Annotated in this window: 15 protein-coding genes and 1 pseudogene; 15 read left to right on the top strand and 1 reads right to left on the bottom strand. The window is 39.5% G+C overall.

All coding sequences use genetic code 11. From position 1 onward, the window contains the following. Positions 1-210 precede the first annotated feature (210 nt). From M4D81_RS28440 to M4D81_RS28470, 7 genes are all read left to right on the top strand, one after another. Entirely contained in the window at positions 211-1326 is a 1116-nt protein-coding gene (locus M4D81_RS28440) for a GGDEF domain-containing protein (RefSeq protein ID WP_260068888.1), read from the top strand. Further along, on the top strand, positions 1326-2000 hold the full coding sequence (locus M4D81_RS28445; RefSeq protein WP_260068889.1) for an HD-GYP domain-containing protein: 675 nt from the start codon (positions 1326-1328) through the stop codon (positions 1998-2000). The genes M4D81_RS28440 and M4D81_RS28445 overlap by 1 nt, the downstream gene beginning before the upstream one ends. 172 nt (positions 2001-2172) lie before the next feature. Continuing rightward, positions 2173-2394, top strand: coding sequence for a DUF1294 domain-containing protein (locus tag M4D81_RS28450; protein ID WP_260068907.1), 222 nt, complete (start codon positions 2173-2175; stop codon positions 2392-2394). 153 nt (positions 2395-2547) lie between these two features. Then, on the top strand, positions 2548-3045 hold the full coding sequence (locus M4D81_RS28455; protein ID WP_119851383.1) for a nuclease-related domain-containing protein: 498 nt from the start codon (positions 2548-2550) through the stop codon (positions 3043-3045). 67 nt (positions 3046-3112) lie between these two features. Then, complete coding sequence (locus tag M4D81_RS28460) at positions 3113-4480, top strand: COG1470 family protein (RefSeq protein ID WP_260068890.1); 1368 nt, start codon at positions 3113-3115, stop codon at positions 4478-4480. 86 nt (positions 4481-4566) lie between these two features. Then, positions 4567-7836, top strand: coding sequence for an RCC1 domain-containing protein (locus M4D81_RS28465; protein WP_260068891.1), 3270 nt, complete (start codon positions 4567-4569; stop codon positions 7834-7836). Between the two features lie 81 nt (positions 7837-7917). Further along, entirely contained in the window at positions 7918-8526 is a 609-nt protein-coding gene (locus M4D81_RS28470) for a WxL domain-containing protein (protein ID WP_260068892.1), read from the top strand. Between the two features lie 152 nt (positions 8527-8678). On the opposite strand, the gene M4D81_RS28475 is transcribed toward M4D81_RS28470, so the two are convergent. Continuing rightward, positions 8679-9635 carry a hypothetical protein gene (locus M4D81_RS28475; RefSeq protein ID WP_260068893.1) on the bottom strand — a complete coding sequence of 319 codons (957 nt, stop codon included), beginning with the start codon at positions 9633-9635 and terminating at the stop codon, positions 8679-8681. A 450-nt stretch (positions 9636-10085) separates the two neighbouring features. Here M4D81_RS28475 and M4D81_RS28480 point away from each other — a divergent pair, with 450 nt between their 5' ends. From M4D81_RS28480 to M4D81_RS28515, 8 genes and pseudogenes are all read left to right on the top strand, one after another. Continuing rightward, the gene (locus tag M4D81_RS28480; protein WP_260068894.1) at positions 10086-11198 is read left to right on the top strand and encodes a hypothetical protein; all 1113 of its coding nucleotides are present in this window, start codon (positions 10086-10088) and stop codon (positions 11196-11198) included. 213 nt (positions 11199-11411) lie between these two features. Next, positions 11412-12296, top strand: a complete 885-nt coding sequence (locus M4D81_RS28485) for an AbaSI family restriction endonuclease (RefSeq protein WP_260068895.1) — start codon at positions 11412-11414, stop codon at positions 12294-12296. A 361-nt stretch (positions 12297-12657) separates the two neighbouring features. Continuing rightward, positions 12658-14889 (top strand): ATP-binding protein, encoded by a 2232-nt coding sequence (locus M4D81_RS28490; protein WP_260068896.1) that lies wholly within the window; start codon positions 12658-12660, stop codon positions 14887-14889. Between the two features lie 686 nt (positions 14890-15575). After that, positions 15576-16433, top strand: a complete 858-nt coding sequence (locus tag M4D81_RS28495; RefSeq protein ID WP_260068897.1) for a hypothetical protein — start codon at positions 15576-15578, stop codon at positions 16431-16433. A 651-nt stretch (positions 16434-17084) separates the two neighbouring features. Continuing rightward, on the top strand, positions 17085-17801 hold the full coding sequence (locus M4D81_RS34745) for an AbrB/MazE/SpoVT family DNA-binding domain-containing protein (RefSeq protein WP_311200713.1): 717 nt from the start codon (positions 17085-17087) through the stop codon (positions 17799-17801). A gap of 705 nt (positions 17802-18506) precedes the next feature. Further along, the gene (locus tag M4D81_RS28505; RefSeq protein WP_260068898.1) at positions 18507-19550 is read left to right on the top strand and encodes a toll/interleukin-1 receptor domain-containing protein; all 1044 of its coding nucleotides are present in this window, start codon (positions 18507-18509) and stop codon (positions 19548-19550) included. Positions 19551-19598: 48 nt separating this feature from the next. Beyond that, positions 19599-19802, top strand: a pseudogene (locus tag M4D81_RS28510) (GH32 C-terminal domain-containing protein); the annotation flags it as partial. A gap of 188 nt (positions 19803-19990) precedes the next feature. After that, positions 19991-20107, top strand: coding sequence for a PfkB family carbohydrate kinase (locus tag M4D81_RS28515; protein ID WP_260068899.1), 117 nt, complete (start codon positions 19991-19993; stop codon positions 20105-20107). The last annotated feature ends 68 nt before the right edge of the window (positions 20108-20175 follow it).

Below are 20175 nucleotides of genomic sequence, written 5' to 3' on the forward strand. Positions count from 1 at the left end.
TCATTCAGACCAAAAGCATCCTTACAAGAGTCGAGAGTTCTACCCTGTTTATCAAATGACCAAAAATATGTAGGAAAAGGTTATGTGACTTAATGAGTTAGGGAGAAGAAAACTCGTCATCGACCCGTTGTCCATGTGGTCTAGATTGCCAAAGGGATCCGGGGGAGGGCATTCCCTTTCCTGGATCCTTTCTTTATAAGGGGGATTCAATTGGAATTATTGCAATCAATTATGATGTTACCTCTGTTATTTATCATGTGGAACTTAACAAATAAAATGCCTAGACGAAAAGGCTCTGAAAGTAATATCCAATTGAGCATTATCGTATTGTTTACAGGTATATATCATGTTCTGCAAATCCTTGGGGTATTCGAAAATGTAACATTGAACGGAGAAATACTAGGGGATGTATTGTTTATAGCTATCCTTTTTGCGCTTTATCAGATATTTCAAAGTACCCAAAGATGGGAACAGTGGGTAGTTTATATAGGTTGTTTAGTTACAGGTTTAGTTGGGTTTTGTATCCCGCTTCCGGTGCTTCATCCTATACTTTCGATTATTCTGGGAGCAGCTGCGTGGTATTATCTAGCATCAGATATGCATCATAAAGCGAAGATTGCTATTGTCCTTTTTATTTTATCTAAGATGGTTGTTTTGGCAAAACTATTCTTTTGGGACCTATCGTCATTAGAGCTTTTAATAGCACTCATAACTATCTCAGCATATACAATAATAATTTCTTACATTGTTGATTATTTAATTCAGTTAATTCGAGGTACATACGAATCATCTATTCAGGACCCACTAACAGGGCTTTATAACCGTAAGCAATTTGCTGCTTTCGTAAATAAAAGCATTGATAGAAAGATACATGTACATGTTATCTTCCTTGACATTGATAATTTCAAACAACTAAATGATGTTTTTGGACATAAAAAGGGGGACGAGATCCTCAAGAAAGTTGCAATCATTCTGATGGAGGAATTAGAAGGTAGTGGTGTTGCAGGACGATACGGCGGAGAGGAAATGGTAGGTTTAATTGTAGATCCCCATATTGATATGTTGGAGTTGACTGAATCGATCCGTTCTCGTATTGAGCACGAGGCTTCCTTTGACACGCCAGAAGGAATGTACTCGGTAACCGCGAGTATAGGTTACAGTTCATACCTTGAGGGTTTATCATCTGATGAACTCATAAAACAAGCCGATGAAGCGATGTATGCTGCAAAAAAATCAGGGAAAAACAAAGTGGTGGAATACGGCAAATATGAATCTTCCACGATCAATGTATCTGACAGAAATTTAACTAAAGTGGGGAACATGTAATGAAAGAAACAATAAACGTGCCTCAGCAGACATTTAAGCATCCGTTAAAAAGAACGCTGAATCTCGAAATCGTTGACGCTTTATTCTATTGCATCGAGTTGCGAGACAAACTGACTGCCACCCATTCAGTCGTAATGGCTCATTATTCATACGAGCTCGCAAAGATTTATGATCAAGAACAATCACTTTTATATTATGCAGGTTCCCTGATCCACGATATAGGGAAGATAGCGATGGATGATAGGATTTTAAAAGGAAATACAAGACTCTCAGCAGAAGAACGAACATGCTTATGGGAACATGTAAAAAGTGGAGATAAAATACTTGAGAGATTACCACTGCCTGCAATCGTGAATGACATTGTAAGTTACCACCATGAACGTTTTGATGGCAGCGGGTACATAAAGGGATTAAAGGGCTACAGCATACCATTGTGTGGCCGTATAGCAGCCGTAAGCGATACATTCTCAGCTATAATATGTGGTCGACCTTATCAAAGCCTTAGATCTGCGAGAGAAGCTATTAATATTATGAAACGAGATACTCATTTATTTGATGCAGCCATCCTTCAATCATTAACCACTATTGTGGAAGATGAAATAAATAATAATCGAGTATTATCAGAATCGAAGGTTCCTTGGAATATGCTTCAGGATACAGAAAAGATTAAATGAAATAATATTTGTATACATATATATTTGTATATTAATATATATATTAATTAATAATATAATATAAAGGAGTGGTGATCATTTCAAATGTAACGTGTACATAAGAACATTAATCATTCAAAGGGAGAAAGAGATGCTAATACCTTGTTTCATTGCTCTTATGAATTTAATTGGCATGTTCATTATGTGGTATGACAAGTCTCAAGCAATCGTAGGTTCGAGAAGGGTTCCAGAAAAACGAATTTTTCTGATCGGCTTCCTTGGAGGAGCTATTGGTGTTTGGCTAGGCATGAATCTTTTTAGGCATAAGACAAAGCACGCCCTTTTTGTAGCAGGAATCCCCATTCTCGTCGTTATCAACATATTCCTATTTGTATTACTGGCTCTAAAAGTCTAAGATTTTTCAATTTTATATGCGTAGGTGGAACAATTGGATGTTCAAAATGTGATACTACTAACGCTAATACCCTTGTCATTAGCAATAGTATGCTTCTTACTAATTCGAACCCTTCAGGAGAGGAAGTTTCAGCAGGAAGGGGGGCCTTCGAGTATGATGGCGATTAGCGCGCCGTCTACAGAAGATCCTAATTACATATACAAAAATGTTGAATTGATTCACGAAAACATCAAGGTAGAAATCGAAGAAATTCGAGTTCAAAATAACGGAGTTTTTATTATCGTCAGAAAGAATCGATCTGGTTATATCGTCGGATCCGAAAATGATGAGGTGTGGAATCAATACAAGCAAACAGGTGATAAGGTAAACCCCAAAACCCTTCGAAACCCAATGGCGATTACAAGAATTCATACCTTCGTTCTAGCTAAAAATCTTGCGGAAATTGGTTGTCGAATGTGGGTTCAGGGGATCGTGGTGTTTACTCATCCAACAGTTGAACTAGATGTCAGGTTAAAGAAAAACTCGAATACAGCTGTACTAACTGCCAATCATTTGAATGAATTTGTTAGTAATTATGAACCGAGAGATATTATCGATAATCAACAAATAACTAAAATAAGGGATTGGCTCAATGGTTTGAATAATAAGTAACGCTCATAAATCTACTTATTCCCAATGGAAGTACATCATATCAAGACTCTCTTTAGAGGTGAAAATCATGAAATCAAAACAACCAATCATGTTAGTTGGTTTAACTATGCTAATTGCTCTGCTCTCTAATTTATTTATCCTTACTCCCTCTTACGCAAAACAGGAAGTAAAACCGAATCAAGCGCCAAAAGCTTCCTTTTGGTTTGCACCAAGTAAAAAAGAAGCACGAGATGGTCTGGGGTACTACCGTGATACAGTAAAACCCGGAGAAACTCGGGAGTACAAATTCTATGTTAAAAATTTGCTGAATGAAAAACTAAATTTGAAGATTTACGCGACGGATCCGGTGCCCTTGCAGAATGGAGGAAAGGATTTCGGGGCATATAACGCCGGGGTAACGAATGCAGGGACATGGCTTTATCCTCAGGGTTCAAAAGATATTACACTCGGACCACAAGAAATGCGTGAGTACACCTACAGAGCATCCATACCAAAGGATTTAGCTCCTGGTCAGCATATTGGGGTTGTTGCGGTATCTGAATATAACGAGTTCCAGGGAGAAGGAGTCGAGACCAATATCGAAAACACAACTCTTGCTCCGGACGTTGAAAGTTCAAATGGTTTGTGGATCGTTATGGATTACAAGATCGATGATGCCAAACATGCTATGTCGATTAATACATTTACGCATGACTATATCGCATCGGGTGAATCCCGGTTTACCGTTACACTTGAGAATCGCGGCACTATCTTGGAACAACCGACCGGCTATATCGAGGTTCGGGATAGCTCAAAAAAAGTTATTTTTCGAGAAGAGTATGAGGCCGGCTCGATCTACTATGGCACAACAGCAAATATGGTAAGCATCGCGCAAAACCAGTTGTTAATGCCAGGCAATTACGAAGCGTACTTTGAAGCAAACTTTGCTGGGCAAAAGGAATGGAAGCTATTTAAATTCACAGTAACACCAGAAGCTAAAAATGAAGCACAAGCGGCTATGGCGCATTACGACAAACTGGAAGTAACGGATGGCATTCCAGATTGGTTGAAATATGTACTTGTCATCGGTGGGATCCTCATTCTACTGCTGCTAATCCTCCTGTTTTGGTTGTTGGCAAAACGGAAAAAAGGTGACATCGAGGAACGGATTAAAATGTATCTGGCAAAGGGACTGACTTTTGAAAAAACAAGAAAGAAAGTACAACTTGACCAAAAGACATTCACTTTATACGTCGTCAAGCTAGGGTATATACCTGATGGCGAAGAACCTGAGTGGGATAAAACCATTCATACGTGCAAACATGCAAGACGTATTGCGATTGCTATGGTTGAGAATACCTCTACAAATAACGATAGTGAAGCGGAAGTTTTGGAAGGAACTGCATCACCTGAAAACCTGAAGGGGGGTGAGGGCGATGTAGAGAAAGGAGCTTAATCGTAAACAGCGAAAGGTCAATTGGGTTCCGTTAGGAACAAGTCGAAAACAAGCTGAAAATAAACGTAATTTGGAGGTCTTTATACATGGCTGCTACAGAAAGAGAGTTACATAAAAATAGGAGTAAACCTGGGAAGAAACGTTATTTAAGCGCATTGCTGGCCGCTGCGTTATTGATACCAAGTGTATTGATGCCAGGTAAGAATACAGTAGAGGGCGCAGGGCATGCAAATATCGAAGACATTGTGTACTATTACGAAGATCATCAATCACGTACTCGTGCATATCTAACTTTGAGTGATGGTAGGAAGATACTCTTTAGAGATAGGGGAGAATACTCCGGTCCTGCTGATAAAGATAAACTAGACGAAATAGGCGCGGATATAAAAAAGTATAATGCGCAAAGCCCTGATGACAAAGGTGTAGGTATGCGCCTGATGTCTAACGGGGATTTTTACTACCGGAAAGACTCAGGTTACAATCCGGCGAGTTCTTTTGAAAAGATAGCGTCTGGGTGGACAGATTTCGTGTACAATTCCGAGGGTTATAATGCATATACCTTTTATGGTCTGACCGCGGATGGTAGGGTAGAGTCAATAGGGGCTGGAACTTATGGGCAATTAGGTAACGGGATAAAAGCAGATACGACTGTTCCTGTTGAGGTTGTAGATCCCGATCTATTCGATACCCCGCTAACAGGTGTCAAGAAAATGATACAAGTAGATAGAAACGTTGTTCTATTTGTTACAGATTCGGATGTATATAAAATCGGTCGCGAGTTTGGTGATACTTCTTACACTAATGCGAAGCCCGTAAAAGTAACATCGATGTTTCCGGGATTCTCCGGTCCAGCTACGTTTGATATGGGCTATATCGATGAAACGTCCTACGGGACAAAGCAAATATCGTCTACCTCGGACAGCACTCGGATCGGAATGCGATATTTCGATGTCAACGGCAGCTATTATACATTGAGAGATACGTCAGTATATCCGAAAAATACAGATCGTTATACACCCGGAGCTACGACTGAGATCAGTACTAAGACTTTATATCCATTTAACGGCGATCCAACGAACATGAGTAGGGAAGTTTCAAATTTGTCGGATAAGACTGATGGCAGTATCACTAACACAAATAATACGTTCATGCACTTAGATGGCAGTGGTAACCTGAAAGCTTGGGGTCTTCCTGCCAACAGAATAGGTGCTGATTACTATTACACTGACTACACAACGTCTGAATCGACTGTGATGACGAATCTGAAAAAGTATACGGTAAACGCGAACCGTGACGTATCTCTCGTTGCTGGTTTAGGTACTAATGGCAATGTGTATGTGATTGGAAGTAACGGCAATACATCGTACAACGGTAACGTCTACGGTAAAGGGATAACTGGTATCACAGGTAGAATCGAAACCCAGACAAGATTATCTGGACCGGACGGAGCCATTAAAGATATCACTGATCTGGCATTCGATACAAAATCACTGTACCTGTTGAAAAATACAGGTGATGTATATGTATTTTCAAGCAATGCAAAGTACACCAACACATCAGCATCAGGTGTAAAATTTGTCGGATTGCTTGAAATCGCATTGGATCTCAATGTCCAAAATGTTTATGGTATTGGTTCAGACGGCAATTTGTATAGAATAGATGAAAATGGAAGCACAATCATTCAGGATGGGGCATCTGGTATCTATCCTCCGGGGTATACACCAGCACCAACTACAATTGATAAGCCGACTGAGGGTATGCGTACAACGGATAAATTCGAAAATACGATTATCACCTTAGAATATCCTGCAGTAGCCAACAAAAAAGAGTACTCCCTAGACAATGGAGCTACTTGGTTGGATTACACGGCTCCAATAACCTTGACGAATAAAGGCATGATTAACGTTAAAGCTCGTGCTGGATTGGATAGCCTGTACAGTGAGATTCTAGATATCTCCTTTATGAATAACCCTATTATCATCCCTACGGGGTATCCGAAGCTGCTTGAGCAGGACGGGGTACTTACGATCGATACAGGCTCCATTGATTTGAATCGGGTAAAAGTCCTTGTTGATATTGATGGCCAGGTTTCCGATTATACATCTCCCGTTTTATTGCAGGAAGGTGACTATGTCGCAACAGCGATCATTCTAAACCAGAATGATGAAGAACTCACAAGAGTAACAGAAAACATTACTGTCGATCCACCGGCTCCGGGGACGTTAACGGCTCCTGTCGGTGCTGTGGGGGATCTGGATGCAAACAATCAAAGACCATTAACAATCGGCTTTAATCCAACACAAGGATCGCTGCAAATTCAACATGATGGCGGTCCATGGGTGGACGAACCTGAAATCTTAAATCAATATAACGGGACATCTGAGGATCCAAGCGCTACAGAGCGTAAATTTACACTGTTTGTCGATAACGTTGTGGATTCTGTTTACAAAGCCCGAGTAACCGATGGAGTTAACTTTAGCTCGGAAACACTTCTAGTTGTGACAGCTCAAGTTTATGATCCTTCTTTCTTCAGAGACATCGATGATAAATTACTGATTGATTTCTCGAATCTTCCGACGGGGAACTGGTATAAAGAATACTCGGTGGATCAAGGGTCTACATATCATGAGTACACTGGACCGATCGATATCGGTGCAGCGCTGCCTATCAAGGTCCGCGTTACGGATACTGGATCTAGTCAAGTTCTTATCGATAAAGAATACATCACACCAGCGCTTAACGGAACCAATCCAAACCCAAACCCTAATCCTGGTGTTGATCCGTCTTGGGGAACTGAGGTAACGGCAGCAGATCAGGAAGCCATTTTAAACGTTATCGGCGGAGGGCTATCTTCCAAATTTAATGGACTGCTTTTGGATAATATTGAGATACAGACTGTTAACCAATATCAAACCATTAACTCCGTCACTAATACGTTAATTGAAGATAGCTCAGGCTCCGGGGATGGTTGGACTTACTCACTGTCCGTTACAGATTTTGTAAGTGACCCGGTGTTAGACACTGGATTGGGTACCCAGGATCTTGTAGTTAAAATTCCTGCATCTGCCATGAACGTTGATGTTAAATCTGCTAAGGTTCTTGCCGGATCTCCGGATCAGACCGCTAAAGTGGGGAATTACGTCCTCGGATCTCAGAAACAGGCTCTTGCACAAGCCAATCCATTTGAAGGAATGGGTTACTACGACATTCCTATGGACTTTATGTTCCGCGTGCCAAGCACCGTTGAGGTAGTGGCCATGGGCAGTGGAAGTGCTCATCAAGTGGGCGACAAAGTTGGTTTGAGAGTAGGGGTGTACAGATCCTTGTTCACCTTCTCATTGGCCAAAGGGATCTAAATGTTCTATGGGGGAACCAGCATACATGCATGGTTCCCAACCAACTAACATTCCTACAAAAGAAATGATGGAGGGCAAAACATGATTAAAGGATTTAGAAAACTTCTTCTTGGGACGATGGGGATGTCAGCACTTTTGTTGTCCCTAGGAACTTCAACATTTGCAGCAGATGTAAGCGAACAAAAAGTCGAAGTTGTAGGTTCTGGGCTGCGTGCGTTCCAAACTCAAATTAAGTTCGATGATATCAGGTTGGATGTCAAGAAAAGTCAAACCTCTAAGGCAGAAACGACAGTGACGCTCGTTGATGGAAGAGGATCAGATGCTGGCTATACATTAAGTATGAGCTCGACGGATTTCGAAATCGAGAAAAACATAAATGGGACCTTGGAAAAGTTTTACATTCCTGCATCGGCTGTTGAGGTAACAGCGCAGTATAAAGGACCGGTCACAGGTGCTCCTATAGATTTCAGTCGGGGGCAAGGAACACTTTCCTCCCAGCTCGTACTTTCAAACGCATCGCAAGCGATTATACAAGCAAAACCATCTTATGGTGGTGGTACACACCAGTTTCAAATGCGTTATGACTTGAAGCTGCCACAAACTATAAGTAAGCAAGACGGTACAAAGATCGGGGTACTGCAAGGATCCTATAAAGCATTGTTTACGTATAAGGCTACATCTGGTATTTAATATTTCCGGATTCTAAATGCCGCGCGGACTTTTAATGCCGGGCGGCATTTAAACTTCTCTCGATAAACAAACATCGATAGAGATACAAAAATGGCGGCTTATTGGCTCATTACAAAGAAGACCTCTAGATGGTGACAGAGGTCTTTTTGCGTTCAGGGAAAAGGAGCGACTAGCTTAGGATGATAGGTCGGACCCTTTTTCGTTAACTCAATCAACTGGTAGGTTCCTGCGACGTAAAAGAGGATGCCCTGGAGTTGGCTTAGGCTTTTAGAGCTACCATATTTCGCCAGGAGCGTTTCAACAAAATCTTTGAGCGAAAAGGCGTCATGAAATACGGCTAATTGGCTCGTTGGGCTCATGATGATCTTGAGATACAGGAATTTCGAATCCTTCTTGTAGTCATGAAACTTCTTATCCCATTCATCCTTAATCCATGTTTCATAGAGCAGATCGACATAGCGCTCGTAATTGGTGCTATCATCAATTGCTGCGCTGACATCAACGGGACTATTTGATTCCTCAATGACTATAAAGCGTCCTTCACACTCGCCGAAGTGTAGCGCCCGTTTGTCAGTTAATTGGTAGACCTCAGAGCGATGCCATTTCACAGCCTTGAGTTCTAGGAACTCGGTGGATATGCCGGCAAATGGATCCTTATGTTTCAGATCTCGGAGTGTTTTCCCGGGGTTAAAGGTGGTCTGTTTTACTTTCAGATGGAAGAGGATACGGTGATCCTCATCTGCGTGCGAATGGTGGAAATCCAGGAACCATTTGAACAACTTCGGCTGCGTGAATAGCAAGGTGGCTTTTCCCTTATTTACTTCGAAAGGAAATTGCTTTATCTCGATAACGGATTTCTTCTTCTTTTTACTGTCAGCGAATTCAAATCTCGCTTCCGGCTTTTTAGGTGTGTTTGCCCCAGTTCGCTCCAGGTCTAATTCCTTGAGTAGTCTATATTTCTTACCAAGATAATTACCGATGAAATTCATAGCACTTATCGCTTCTTCAATGTCCTTCAGCTTTGGAGTGTGAGGATTCTCATCGTACCAGCCTTCAAGCGCAAAGCTTCGAAGAAAAAATATGCTATTATTTGTTACTGGTGTGCTCAATTCATTACCTCCTGGTCAATTTCCCCTAATGACTTTAACCTATCACGATCTTGTCTTTGTTGCGATATTTATTTATTAATTTATTTCCTTGCTGGAATTCATTTAATCCGAGAATTAAAGTGATCAATATGAGGATAGACAAAGGTGAACGGTGGGTCATGTGCGAAAGAATAACTCAAAAAAAAGAAAAAGGCAGCCTGTCATAGATCGGCTGTCTTTGTTATATGGGATCAACCAACACGAAGCGAAGGCTGTTGTAAAGGGGAGTACCAGTATATCTGACCCACCCGCGTATGCGGTATGCTGGAGAGGATGAAGCATCGGCTGATGATGCTTTGTATTGACCTCTCCTAATTGAATTAGAGTCTATCTGCTTGAATTCATGTTCACTGAGGAAGAGATGTCCTAAAATAAAAATAAATCTTGAGAAGAGGGGAGTACGATAAGTAGATGAAGGGGTTATATTATCATCCTAGCAGGATTAAGCATAATGGAGCACCGGTACTGATTGATGCTGGGAAACACGGTGCGATAACATTATTTGTTCGGTTGATCGAGCAAATGGTCCCAGAAGTAATGGAGGAATTAAAAAATGAGGTTCTCGAAGCATATGCTAGAGCAGATCATTGGTATGCGATGCAAAGTAATTTATCGCCACAAGAGGGGCCATCAGAATGGAACATTGTCAAAGAATCTAGTTATGTTAATTTTCCTGCATATAACAACTTAAAAGAAAAACTAATCAAATGGTCTAATAAGTATCACTTAAATGGCATTGAAGATTTTTATTTAACTTTGGCATTATGGTCTATTGGTAATTATTATGAAGAATGTAATGAAGTCTCTCGGAAACAGAGAGTCAAGGAAATCCAAGAGTATGCTCGTATTTTCGGAGTATCGGTAGAAGAGTGCCGGTCAATGGCAATATACAAAAACTCCTGGCCATATGAAGAATGCATTTCCTTATCGGAATCACTCTATTTTGAGGACGAGCCAGATGACATTGAATTAAGTAAAAGCATTGGTAAAGGCGAACAAATTTTCAACTCCTTTTTTTCAAGAGTGTTTCCTTTCACTTTCACCCCAGAAATATTAAGTGATATTGGTAAACGATCACCAAATATATTAACTTACGAATCCCTTCGGCTCTTCGACGAAACAAGAAGCGACCTACTAGGAAAGGCGAACACAAGAGACTATTCTGAGTTTGAAGTACTAACTAAGCCTTGGGAAGGTGGTATAGGTTGGGATCCGCGAATAGAAACCTGGAAAGAATTCGAAGAGAAAATGGATAAGCAATACGAGCAATACAAGACTCTATATCGGGAGAGATCTTCGCAGTTCCTGCGCGAACGTGGGTATGTGAAAGATAAAGAAAAGAGAAAAATGGAACACTTTAAATGGTTAGTGGATTATCAAATTAAAGGTTGGAGCATAAGAGAAATCGCGGATTATTATAGCGGGCTTAATAACGAGATAATTAACGAGGATACCGTCTTTCATGGGGTAAGAAATACTGCTAGTTTGGTATTAATTCATTTAAGGTCCTCTAAGAACAGTTAATTAGAGACTGGCTGCTTCTGAATACTTGCCATTCAACGTCGATTCATTTTTCGATTTTGTTCTTCACTAATACTTTTGGCAAGACCAGTGCGATGAACAGAAGAGCGGCCACGCCGCTCCTAAGCTCAAATGTAGCCATTAACAGAACATTTTGACCGCCAATGGAAATCGACTAGATTAGAGAGGTTTTAATAAATAAAAAGGGTGAAGGGTATGGAGAAACGCGATTATTTAGTAAAAACATTATCACGAACTAAAAGAAAGGATTATGAAAACTATATTATCAATTCAATCTGGCACAAAATTGATAATATGGAACTGAAGCCTGTTAGTCAGCAATATGTAAAACGCAAGAACGGTAAATATGCTCTAATGGATCTATACTTTCCGCAGCTTCAGATAGCAATTGAAGTAGATGAAGCATACCACCAGAAAAATCAAGAAGAAGATAACCTCCGATTGGATGAAATTATAGCTGCTGTTAATGAAGAGTCTAACTCTGAATTCATGTGTCTAAGAATAGATGCATCTCAATCTATAGAATCGATAAATTATCGAATTAGTGAGGTCATATCAATCATCCAGGAGAAAGCTTCTATTAAGCAATTAAAGTGGTTGACCTATGAAGAGCAACTAAGTGAAATTAAGCAGCAAGAGTACCTTACTATTTATGATGGTGTATCGTTTGAAAATATCACTGACATAGCCAATACCATATTCGGAAAAAACTATAAGGGATTTCAAAGAAGCGGGTTTAGAGTGACTGAAACACTTTGGGTTTGGTGTCCAAAACTAGCTGTTAAGATAGATGGGGTAATTAAGTCCCCGGCAAGAGGATGGTTGAATATACTGGCTGATGACTGGTCCTATATCGATGAATCTCAGGAAAATCAAACTGAGGAAAGAAGAATTGCACTCATTGATGATGATCTTAGATTAAATAAGGTAAGAGCGGTCTTTGCGAACTATAAAGACAATTTAGGAATAAACCGCTATAGATTCGTAGGAGTATTTAAAAGTTCAGGACTGTCTCCCGATAACTCCAATTATATAAGATATGTCCGTATCCAGGACAAAACAAAGATCATCCATGCATAGTTTGGTGACTTAAAATCCAGCGAGGTTGCAAAGTACAAGAACTTGTACCGATTGACGGAATGGACAAGAACATAATCCCATTGCCGATTTGATGCAAATCTAAATAAAAGCACATACATATGTTCAATTTAAAACCGAAAACGTCAATTCCTGACTGGTCCCTTAAAAAAATTGAGCAGAATAAAAAGGCATTAGATATCTTGTATAAACGAAAAAGTAAGAACTAAGCACCTTTCAATGAGTGTGCTTTAACATTGATTGCTGTTGCTGCTAAAATGCAAGAAAATTAAAAAAAATCAGAGGAAATATTCCCCTGTTACTAGAAGTATTAATTTATCAGGTAATGGAGGAAATTAAAAAAATGGAAAATCTTAAGGTCGAGATACTGAATTGTTATGGGATAAATAAGCTAGTCCATGATTTTGATTTTAGTACTAATTCGGCTTATGTAATTTATGCTCCAAATGGTGTGATGAAATCATCTTTCGCTAATGTGTTTGACGACTACAGTAAAGATAGGATTTCAACTGATTTAGTTTATAAAACTCGTGTGTCACAACGTAAAATTACTGATGCTACAGGGGAGGAAATCAATAAAGAGTCTGTTTTTGTAATAAGACCATACGAAAAAGAATTCAAAACTAACCGTGTCTCAAATCTACTGGTGAATCAAGATCTAAAAACGAAATATGTGGACCTTCACGAAAAGATTAACGACGCAAAAGCATCACTCATGAAAGAGTTGAAGAAAGTAACAAAAATAAACAAAGTAGAAGAAGAAATTCTCAGTGTTTTTGCAACACAAAATTCAAATATAATCGAGATCATCCATAATCTTGAAAATCTTGTTTTGGGTGAAAATTTAGTTGAAAAGTTTTCGAATGTATCCTATAAAATTGTATTCGACCAAAAAGTTATCCAGTTTCTTGCCACTGGAGATTTTAAGTATCAAATAAGGAAATACATAGAAAAATATAATGACTTAATAAAAAACTCAATGTTCTTGCGTAAAGAATTTAATCACTATCATGCAGACACTGTTCAACAAAATTTAGCAAATAATGGATTTTTTAAAGCAGAGCATACGATAAATATAAACATGAATGGGTCCAAACAAGAAATAGGCTCACCGGCTGAGCTGGAAAAGTTGATTAATGAAGAAAAATTAAAAATATTATCCGATACTGAACTCCAAAAAATATTTGAAGACATTGATAAAAAAATATCAAACGCTCAATTGAGGGAGTTTAGAGATTACTTATTTGAAAATCAAGAATTGTTAGTTGAATTGGAGAACATTCATAATTTGAAAAGATCTGTTTGGATATCCTATTTCCAAAAATGTTCTGTATTATTTCTGAATCTAACTAAAGAATACAAAGAGTCGCAAGATGAGTTGAAAAGAATTATCGAGCAAGCGAATAGAGAAAAAACAGAATGGGAAAACGTAATTGATATTTTTAATAGAAGATTTCATGTACCATATACTCTTAAAATGAGTAATAAAGCTGACAGTATCTTAAAAGATGAAGCACCAAGCATTGAATATATATTTAATGATCGAACCGGACTTTCCGAAAGCATTAGTGAAGACTTACTACTATCAGTGTTAAGTCAAGGTGAGACAAGAGCATTGTACTTATTAAACATTATATTTGAATTAGAATGTCGGAGAATACAGAATTTAAAAACATTACTCGTAGTTGACGATATCGCAGATTCTTTTGATTATAAGAACAAATATGCAATTATAGAATATCTGAAAGAATTATCTGATTCTGATAATTTCAATATCATTATATTAACTCATAACTTTGATTTTTACAGAACAGTACAGGATAGAATAAACACTAATAAGTTTACTCACTCTTGTATGGCTGTCAAAAAGGTTGATTCAATTGATCTAATAAATCCAGGATATAAATATATTAGCAATCCATTTGCTAACTGGAAGAGGTATTTAAATACCAACAAAGCTAAGTTAATAGCGTCGATCTCTTTCGCAAGAAACATAGCAGAACATATAGGAGATGACAATAATTTCAATGTTCTAACCTCAATGTTGCATTGGAAAAATAATTCTCTACAGCTTCGATTAAGAGATATCGAAAATTCTTATAAAGAAATTTTTAAAGATATGAGCGCATTAGAAATAGATGATTCTGATAAACTTGTCTTTGATTTAATTTTTGAGGTTGCTGAGGAGATCTATGCTGAACAAGGTGAGGTAGGTTTAAATCTGGAGAATAAAGTGGTTTTATCCATTGCAACAAGAATTAATGCAGAACGCTACATGATTCAAAGAATCAGTAATCCTACCTTTGTTTCAGAAATTAGAAGTAACCAGACAGGTAAATTGTTTGGAAAATTTAAAACTGATTTTCCAAGTGAGATAGAGCAAATAAAAATACTAGAAAAGGTAAACTTAATGACTCCTGAGAATATACACTTAAACTCATTTATGTTTGAACCAATACTTGACTTAACTGAACACCACCTGAAAGATCTTTATGCAAGTGTGAATGCTTTGATATATACAGAGGAACTAGGATCACAGTATGTTGCAGCATCAGGAGAAGAAAAACCTGCTTAAAGTTAATGTATTTAGAATTTCTACATGTCGCTTTAATCAAAAGAATGGAGGAGCCACAGCTCAAAAAACAGATAAATATTTAAGAGATAATAGGTATACGGAACCTGTATGCCTATTGTCTCTTCTTTTGTATTTATAAAAAGAAGGAGAACACTCATTTAGTTGATTACACTTGGAGGGTATGAAGCAGGAACTCAACCAATGTGAGGAGTCCTCTTTTTACCATATTCAACTAACGGGAAACGATAGTTCAACAAAGCCGTCCAACGTGAGATAATACAATAAAAACAAAGAAGTTGCCGAACATTTAACGGGCTGTTTTTTAAGATAACGGGCTTAGTTGAAAATAGCAAGGGAGCAGTGGCTCTATTCCTTTTTCGTTACGCTGACAGACTCTCTTTTTTTGTTTCCTTATATGACGTATCAATTTTTACACGTTAAATTCTAAATATATGTCGACAGTTCGTAACAGAACAACTCTCGGAGTTGTTCTGTATTTTATTCATCCTCCCTGTTTAAGGAAAAGGTGAGGGTGTTCTATAATCCGAAAATTTGTTCTGATTTCTTCTATGCCTGTCAGGTCCCGTAGTACCCAAACTCCCAAGAATCAATTACTTACTGTAGAACTATTTTTGATATAATGAATGAATAATTATGGATGGATTTACCTGTAAAGTAGAAGGGATGTGACTTCAATAAGCTCAATACGTGATGTTGTTATCCCACCACTAAATGACGGTGAAACCTTTGAAAGATTTTGTTTGGATTATTGGAAGAAAAGACTCAATGATCCAAGCACTCAAAGAAATGCTGTGCGGGGTCAAAGCCAAGATGGTGTTGATATTTTTGGTAGAAATGAAGCGTTGGAATGGGTAGGGGTACAATGTAAGGTCAGGGAAGGAAAACTTACGAAAGGCGAATGTAAGCAAGAAATCACTAAAGCACTTCATTTCAACCCGCGACTTTCGGAATATTATATTATGACCACAGCTTCAAGAGATCAAAAGCTGCAGGAGTACATAAGATGTATCGATGATGAGCATATAAAACAGAATAATTTTCGGGTTTTCATAATATTTTGGAATGATCTATGCGAGGAAATGGTAGAGCAGGAGTATCAATTTTTATATTTTAAGTACTTCAGAGATCATTGTATTCGATCAGAATATTTTGGGAACGGAGTTTCCAAACTAATGAGCATTGAAATCGGAGTAGGTTCAAAAGTGGATACGAGATATGAGATACTTCTTGGCATTTTACCGAAACGAAAAAAGGATGATTCTAACATCTTTGGGATCAATCACTGGAAAGATACCTATTACATCACGAATATGTATAATAAAAAGTGTGCAGTCTTTAAGCTTCCCTGTCATGAGTCTGACTTAGAAGAAACATTTTATAGAAGAGATAGATTTATTATCAGCGAGTGGATCAATCATATAAGCACCAAATTAGATGATGTTGTCTATGGTATTGAAGAATCGGATAGCTTTTTAATTCCCGACGATAAATATCTTGAGTTCTTAGAATTGTTTAGAGAGTAAACCAATAATCATAATTAACGAGGAAGCCTTCCGGCATATCTCTTCTTGAAGGTGCCAGCTATCTCTATGAAAACTAGGACCGAATCCGCCCAACAACGGAGCTAATTGAAGGCCTCTGGACTCATCTGACCTGATCGGCAACCTGGTTCAGCGGTCAGTCGAACCTTCTGGCTTTTTAGATGTAATACCTGTCCTGACGGGGTTGTGGCTGTTTGCCTTTTATTCGCCGTGTGGGTTGACTTGTCGTCCCGCTTGACGCTGGAGGTAATTGGGTCTGCAAGCGATCTGTTCCGCTTACGGTTGTAGGAAAGTGGAAGGATGTTTACATCTGAAAGCGGGTCGCTCAGTTTACAAACGGAACGGCCAAACTTGCCAACGGGTAAGATTACGAAACATATGAGAGTGCAATTGAGAGCACAAAGCCAACTCGAACGCAATCCATAAAGCACTAAGCAGGTTAATTAAGACCTGCTTTTTTCGCATCTCTCAGTCAATTTTAAAATTATCGAAAGGAGAAAATATAGATTGGGACATGTTGCATATGGAGTTCCGAAATGCAAGCTATGAGAAGTTTTTCTATATTAATTAATATTTATGGTAAAATTGGAATAAAAAGAAGTGATATGGCTATGTGGTATGGAGGGTGTGATAATGAAAAGCACAGGTATTAACCGACCGCTGGATGAGCTCGGGCGGATCGTGTTTCCTATTGAATTACGCCGTACTCTTGGTTTATCAGAAGGTGATACCGTTGAATTCTTTTACGATGATGAAGGCAAACGGATGATGCTGCGAAAATACCGACCACAGGAATGTATATTTTGCTCATCGCTAGAGGATTTAACTTTTTATCGTAATCAATTCATATGTGCTTCGTGTCGATTGGAGATGCGCTGCGGACGTATCTCATATGATGGATCTGAAAATTTAGAGACGTCTGAAATACCTCATAATCAAACGACGGAAGAGCATGACTATAAGACGAATCATCATAGTGAAAGAAAACGAAAAGTCACTTTTGAAGATTTAGTTAGAGTGATTGAATCACACCCGTCTGCGCCACAAAGGAAATGGGCAGAAGTGCTCGGCGTTTCACAAGGCCGTGTCAGCCAAATGATCCGCCAATCTCTTTTACGAGATATGAAATCCAAAACCACTGTGAATGAGAGCTTGACTGCTTTGGAGAGCAGTAATAGCCTGATTAAAACGAAAAGAAGAGGAAAGAGGACGGAGGCATTGGAGAAGCTTATGGAGACAATGCGCACCTTTCCGAATGCTTCACAAAGCGAGTGGGCCATGTTACTCGGTTATTCCCAAGGTTATGTGAGCCAGTTGATCCGTGATATTGACAGGCAGGGTAGCTCCTGAGTTTCGCACAGTACCACAGTTAGCCGCAAAGGCTCAACATGCCACGGTTCTGATAGCATAATAGTAAAGAAGTATGATATGTTGAAGGTAATCGAATAAAACGAAAACAGGAAGCACCTGTAGATAGCCTAGAAGGCTGTTTATTGGTGCTTCCTGTTTTGTTTCTATTCATAAATTTTCAATAGGAGTGTTGTCAATGTCTAATAGTCGTGAGAATGTTCTAGCTCAGTTAAATGCCGGTGATCGAGTCGAGGTATTGATGAAGAAGGATTCGCATCTAATGAATCGAATTGGGCGTTTTAATAAGCTTCATATCATTGAATACGAATCAACCAGGCTCGAGTTCTTGGTAGTGGAGGAGGAACTAGTAGATCAGAATAAAGAGTCGATTTGGTTTATTTCTTTGAAGTTCGTAGAGGAAGTTAGGAAGCTTCATTTTCGGGTCTGTCAAGATTTCTGTGTAAACTCATTTCCAAGCAATCCCCCCGAAGGGGGATTTGGCGTTTCTAACGTAAGTAGTTGCTGATCTCTCTCCTAAATATCACCGATCTAGCTTAATCCATGGGTTAGACCCATCTGGACTTTCAATTATCAATAGCAGCACTCTTTATTTACCGATCTAAGTAATCATCTTTGGCTATCAATATTTCCAGTACTTGTGATATAAATAGATTTACAAGACCTAAGTGATGGAGTTGAATATCGTTGACGAAGATTTTTATTAGTCATGCCACGGCAGATAAACGTTTGATTAATCCACTCATGGATTTGATTCAAACAAATTTTGGCTTAACACGAGATAATTTTTTCAATACTTCGGATGAACAATTGCAAGTTGGTGGCCAGTGGATTGAGGAAATAAAGCAAGGTATGCACGATTCGTCATTGGTGTTGCCGGTTATTACACCGACTTATTTAGAGAGCGCTTTTTGCTTATGCGAGCTAGGAGCAACCTGGGTGAAATCCACGGACCTTATTCCGATTATTGTTCCGCCGCTTGATTATAGAGCGCTTAACCCGACACCGTTCCGGTCGGTTTATCAAACAATTTCGCTTGACTCTGAGGAAGGGTTAACGCGTTTGTATGATGCGATAACTTCTCGAGGCATCGGGAGCGGGAATGTTACTCGTTTCCTAAGCAGGGCAAAGTTGTTTCAAGAACGGGATTTGTTGCCGTTTATTAAAGATATGGAACAGCGGGAAGTTGTGACGCCTGCGCTAGTTAAGCAATTAAGGGACGATGTCGCACGTTACAAAGAGGCTTTTGAATCATCCGAAAGCGAATTGGATCAGCTACGTGAAGAAAATGAAAAGTTGCGCCTCATGAAAGACGCAGAAGAAATAAAGCAAATGGATTATGAGCAAATGAATGAGTGGGAAGAGCTCATGGCTGCAGCGGACAATGCACGGATGATTTTGAAGAGCTTGCCGCGTTATGCTCAAAGCGTTTTATACCAAAATTATAAGTCAAGTCAAGAGGGATTTCATCCGGAGAATGATGAAGTGTCGAAATTAACTGATCTTGAAAGTGAGGGAATGGTCTACTACGAAAACGGTTGGAAACCTGATTATGAACATCCGAAAATGCGCAAAGCAGGAACAGCTCTCGATAAGGTGGAGGCAGTTTGTCGTAATCATCCGCACCTAGATGAACGTTTTCACGAGGAATATCCTGATTCACGTTTCGGGATGAAATATTCAAACTTTTGGGAATCGCTATTTGGTATCCGTATTTTCAAGTCAACATAATGAAGAAAAACTCAGAGATGAAATAGAAATAGCCGAGACGGGTTCGCACATCTCGGCGCCGAATTCGATTTGGAGAGTTGCGACGCCGAGGAGTTCGGGTTCAAGCTGCGGGTTTCTGAGGACCTAATGGAGGAAACGGTGCTCTCCTATTCTCCGGCGACAGGGATGCTGAAATTCGACGCAGCCGCTCCGACGGCTGAAGCGAAGGCGTATGCGAATGCAAACTGGAAGCGTTCGGTCAAAACAAGCTGAGGCTTCATATTTTGATGGATACCAGCGTGGTGGTGATTTTCGGTGATGACGGCCGATCGCATGACCCACAATCTGTTTCCGCATTCGGGTAGCGTCGGTACGCGGTTGTTTAGCCGCGGTGACGATTGGCGAACTGCTCTCGATTTTACTCCGGCCGAAAGCTCCAAGCAGGGGCAGAGGCTGTTCGAATGAATCCCGGCGGGGCGCCGGCCAATGTGGCCGTACTGCTGGCGAAGCTGGGCATGAAGACAGCGTTTCTGGGCAAAGTGGGCCGGTATTCTGCAGGCACCGCACACAGGCGGTAATGGCAGTTTCCAGATAGACACCTAACCCAAGGAATTGTGTATGTTTGTCGAGGGACAAGAACATATTC

This window comes from Paenibacillus sp. p3-SID867, assembly GCF_025142895.1.
GTDB lineage: Bacteria > Bacillota > Bacilli > Paenibacillales > Paenibacillaceae > Paenibacillus_AQ.

Excerpts from the sequence above, each read along its gene's own strand:
- M4D81_RS28490 (WP_260068896.1), top strand. The coding sequence starts at position 12,658 with ATGGAAAATCTTAAGGTCGAGATACTGAATTGTTATGGGATAAATAAG.
- M4D81_RS34745 (WP_311200713.1), top strand. The coding sequence starts at position 17,085 with ATGAAAAGCACAGGTATTAACCGACCGCTGGATGAGCTCGGGCGGATC.
- M4D81_RS28465 (WP_260068891.1), top strand. The coding sequence starts at position 4,567 with ATGGCTGCTACAGAAAGAGAGTTACATAAAAATAGGAGTAAACCTGGG.
- M4D81_RS28450 (WP_260068907.1), top strand. The coding sequence starts at position 2,173 with ATGTTCATTATGTGGTATGACAAGTCTCAAGCAATCGTAGGTTCGAGA.
- M4D81_RS28470 (WP_260068892.1), top strand. The coding sequence starts at position 7,918 with ATGATTAAAGGATTTAGAAAACTTCTTCTTGGGACGATGGGGATGTCA.
- M4D81_RS28445 (WP_260068889.1), top strand. The coding sequence starts at position 1,326 with ATGAAAGAAACAATAAACGTGCCTCAGCAGACATTTAAGCATCCGTTA.
- M4D81_RS28460 (WP_260068890.1), top strand. The coding sequence starts at position 3,113 with ATGAAATCAAAACAACCAATCATGTTAGTTGGTTTAACTATGCTAATT.
- M4D81_RS28480 (WP_260068894.1), top strand. The coding sequence starts at position 10,086 with ATGAAGGGGTTATATTATCATCCTAGCAGGATTAAGCATAATGGAGCA.
- M4D81_RS28485 (WP_260068895.1), top strand. The coding sequence starts at position 11,412 with ATGGAGAAACGCGATTATTTAGTAAAAACATTATCACGAACTAAAAGA.
- M4D81_RS28515 (WP_260068899.1), top strand. The coding sequence starts at position 19,991 with ATGAATCCCGGCGGGGCGCCGGCCAATGTGGCCGTACTGCTGGCGAAG.
- M4D81_RS28455 (WP_119851383.1), top strand. The coding sequence starts at position 2,548 with ATGATGGCGATTAGCGCGCCGTCTACAGAAGATCCTAATTACATATAC.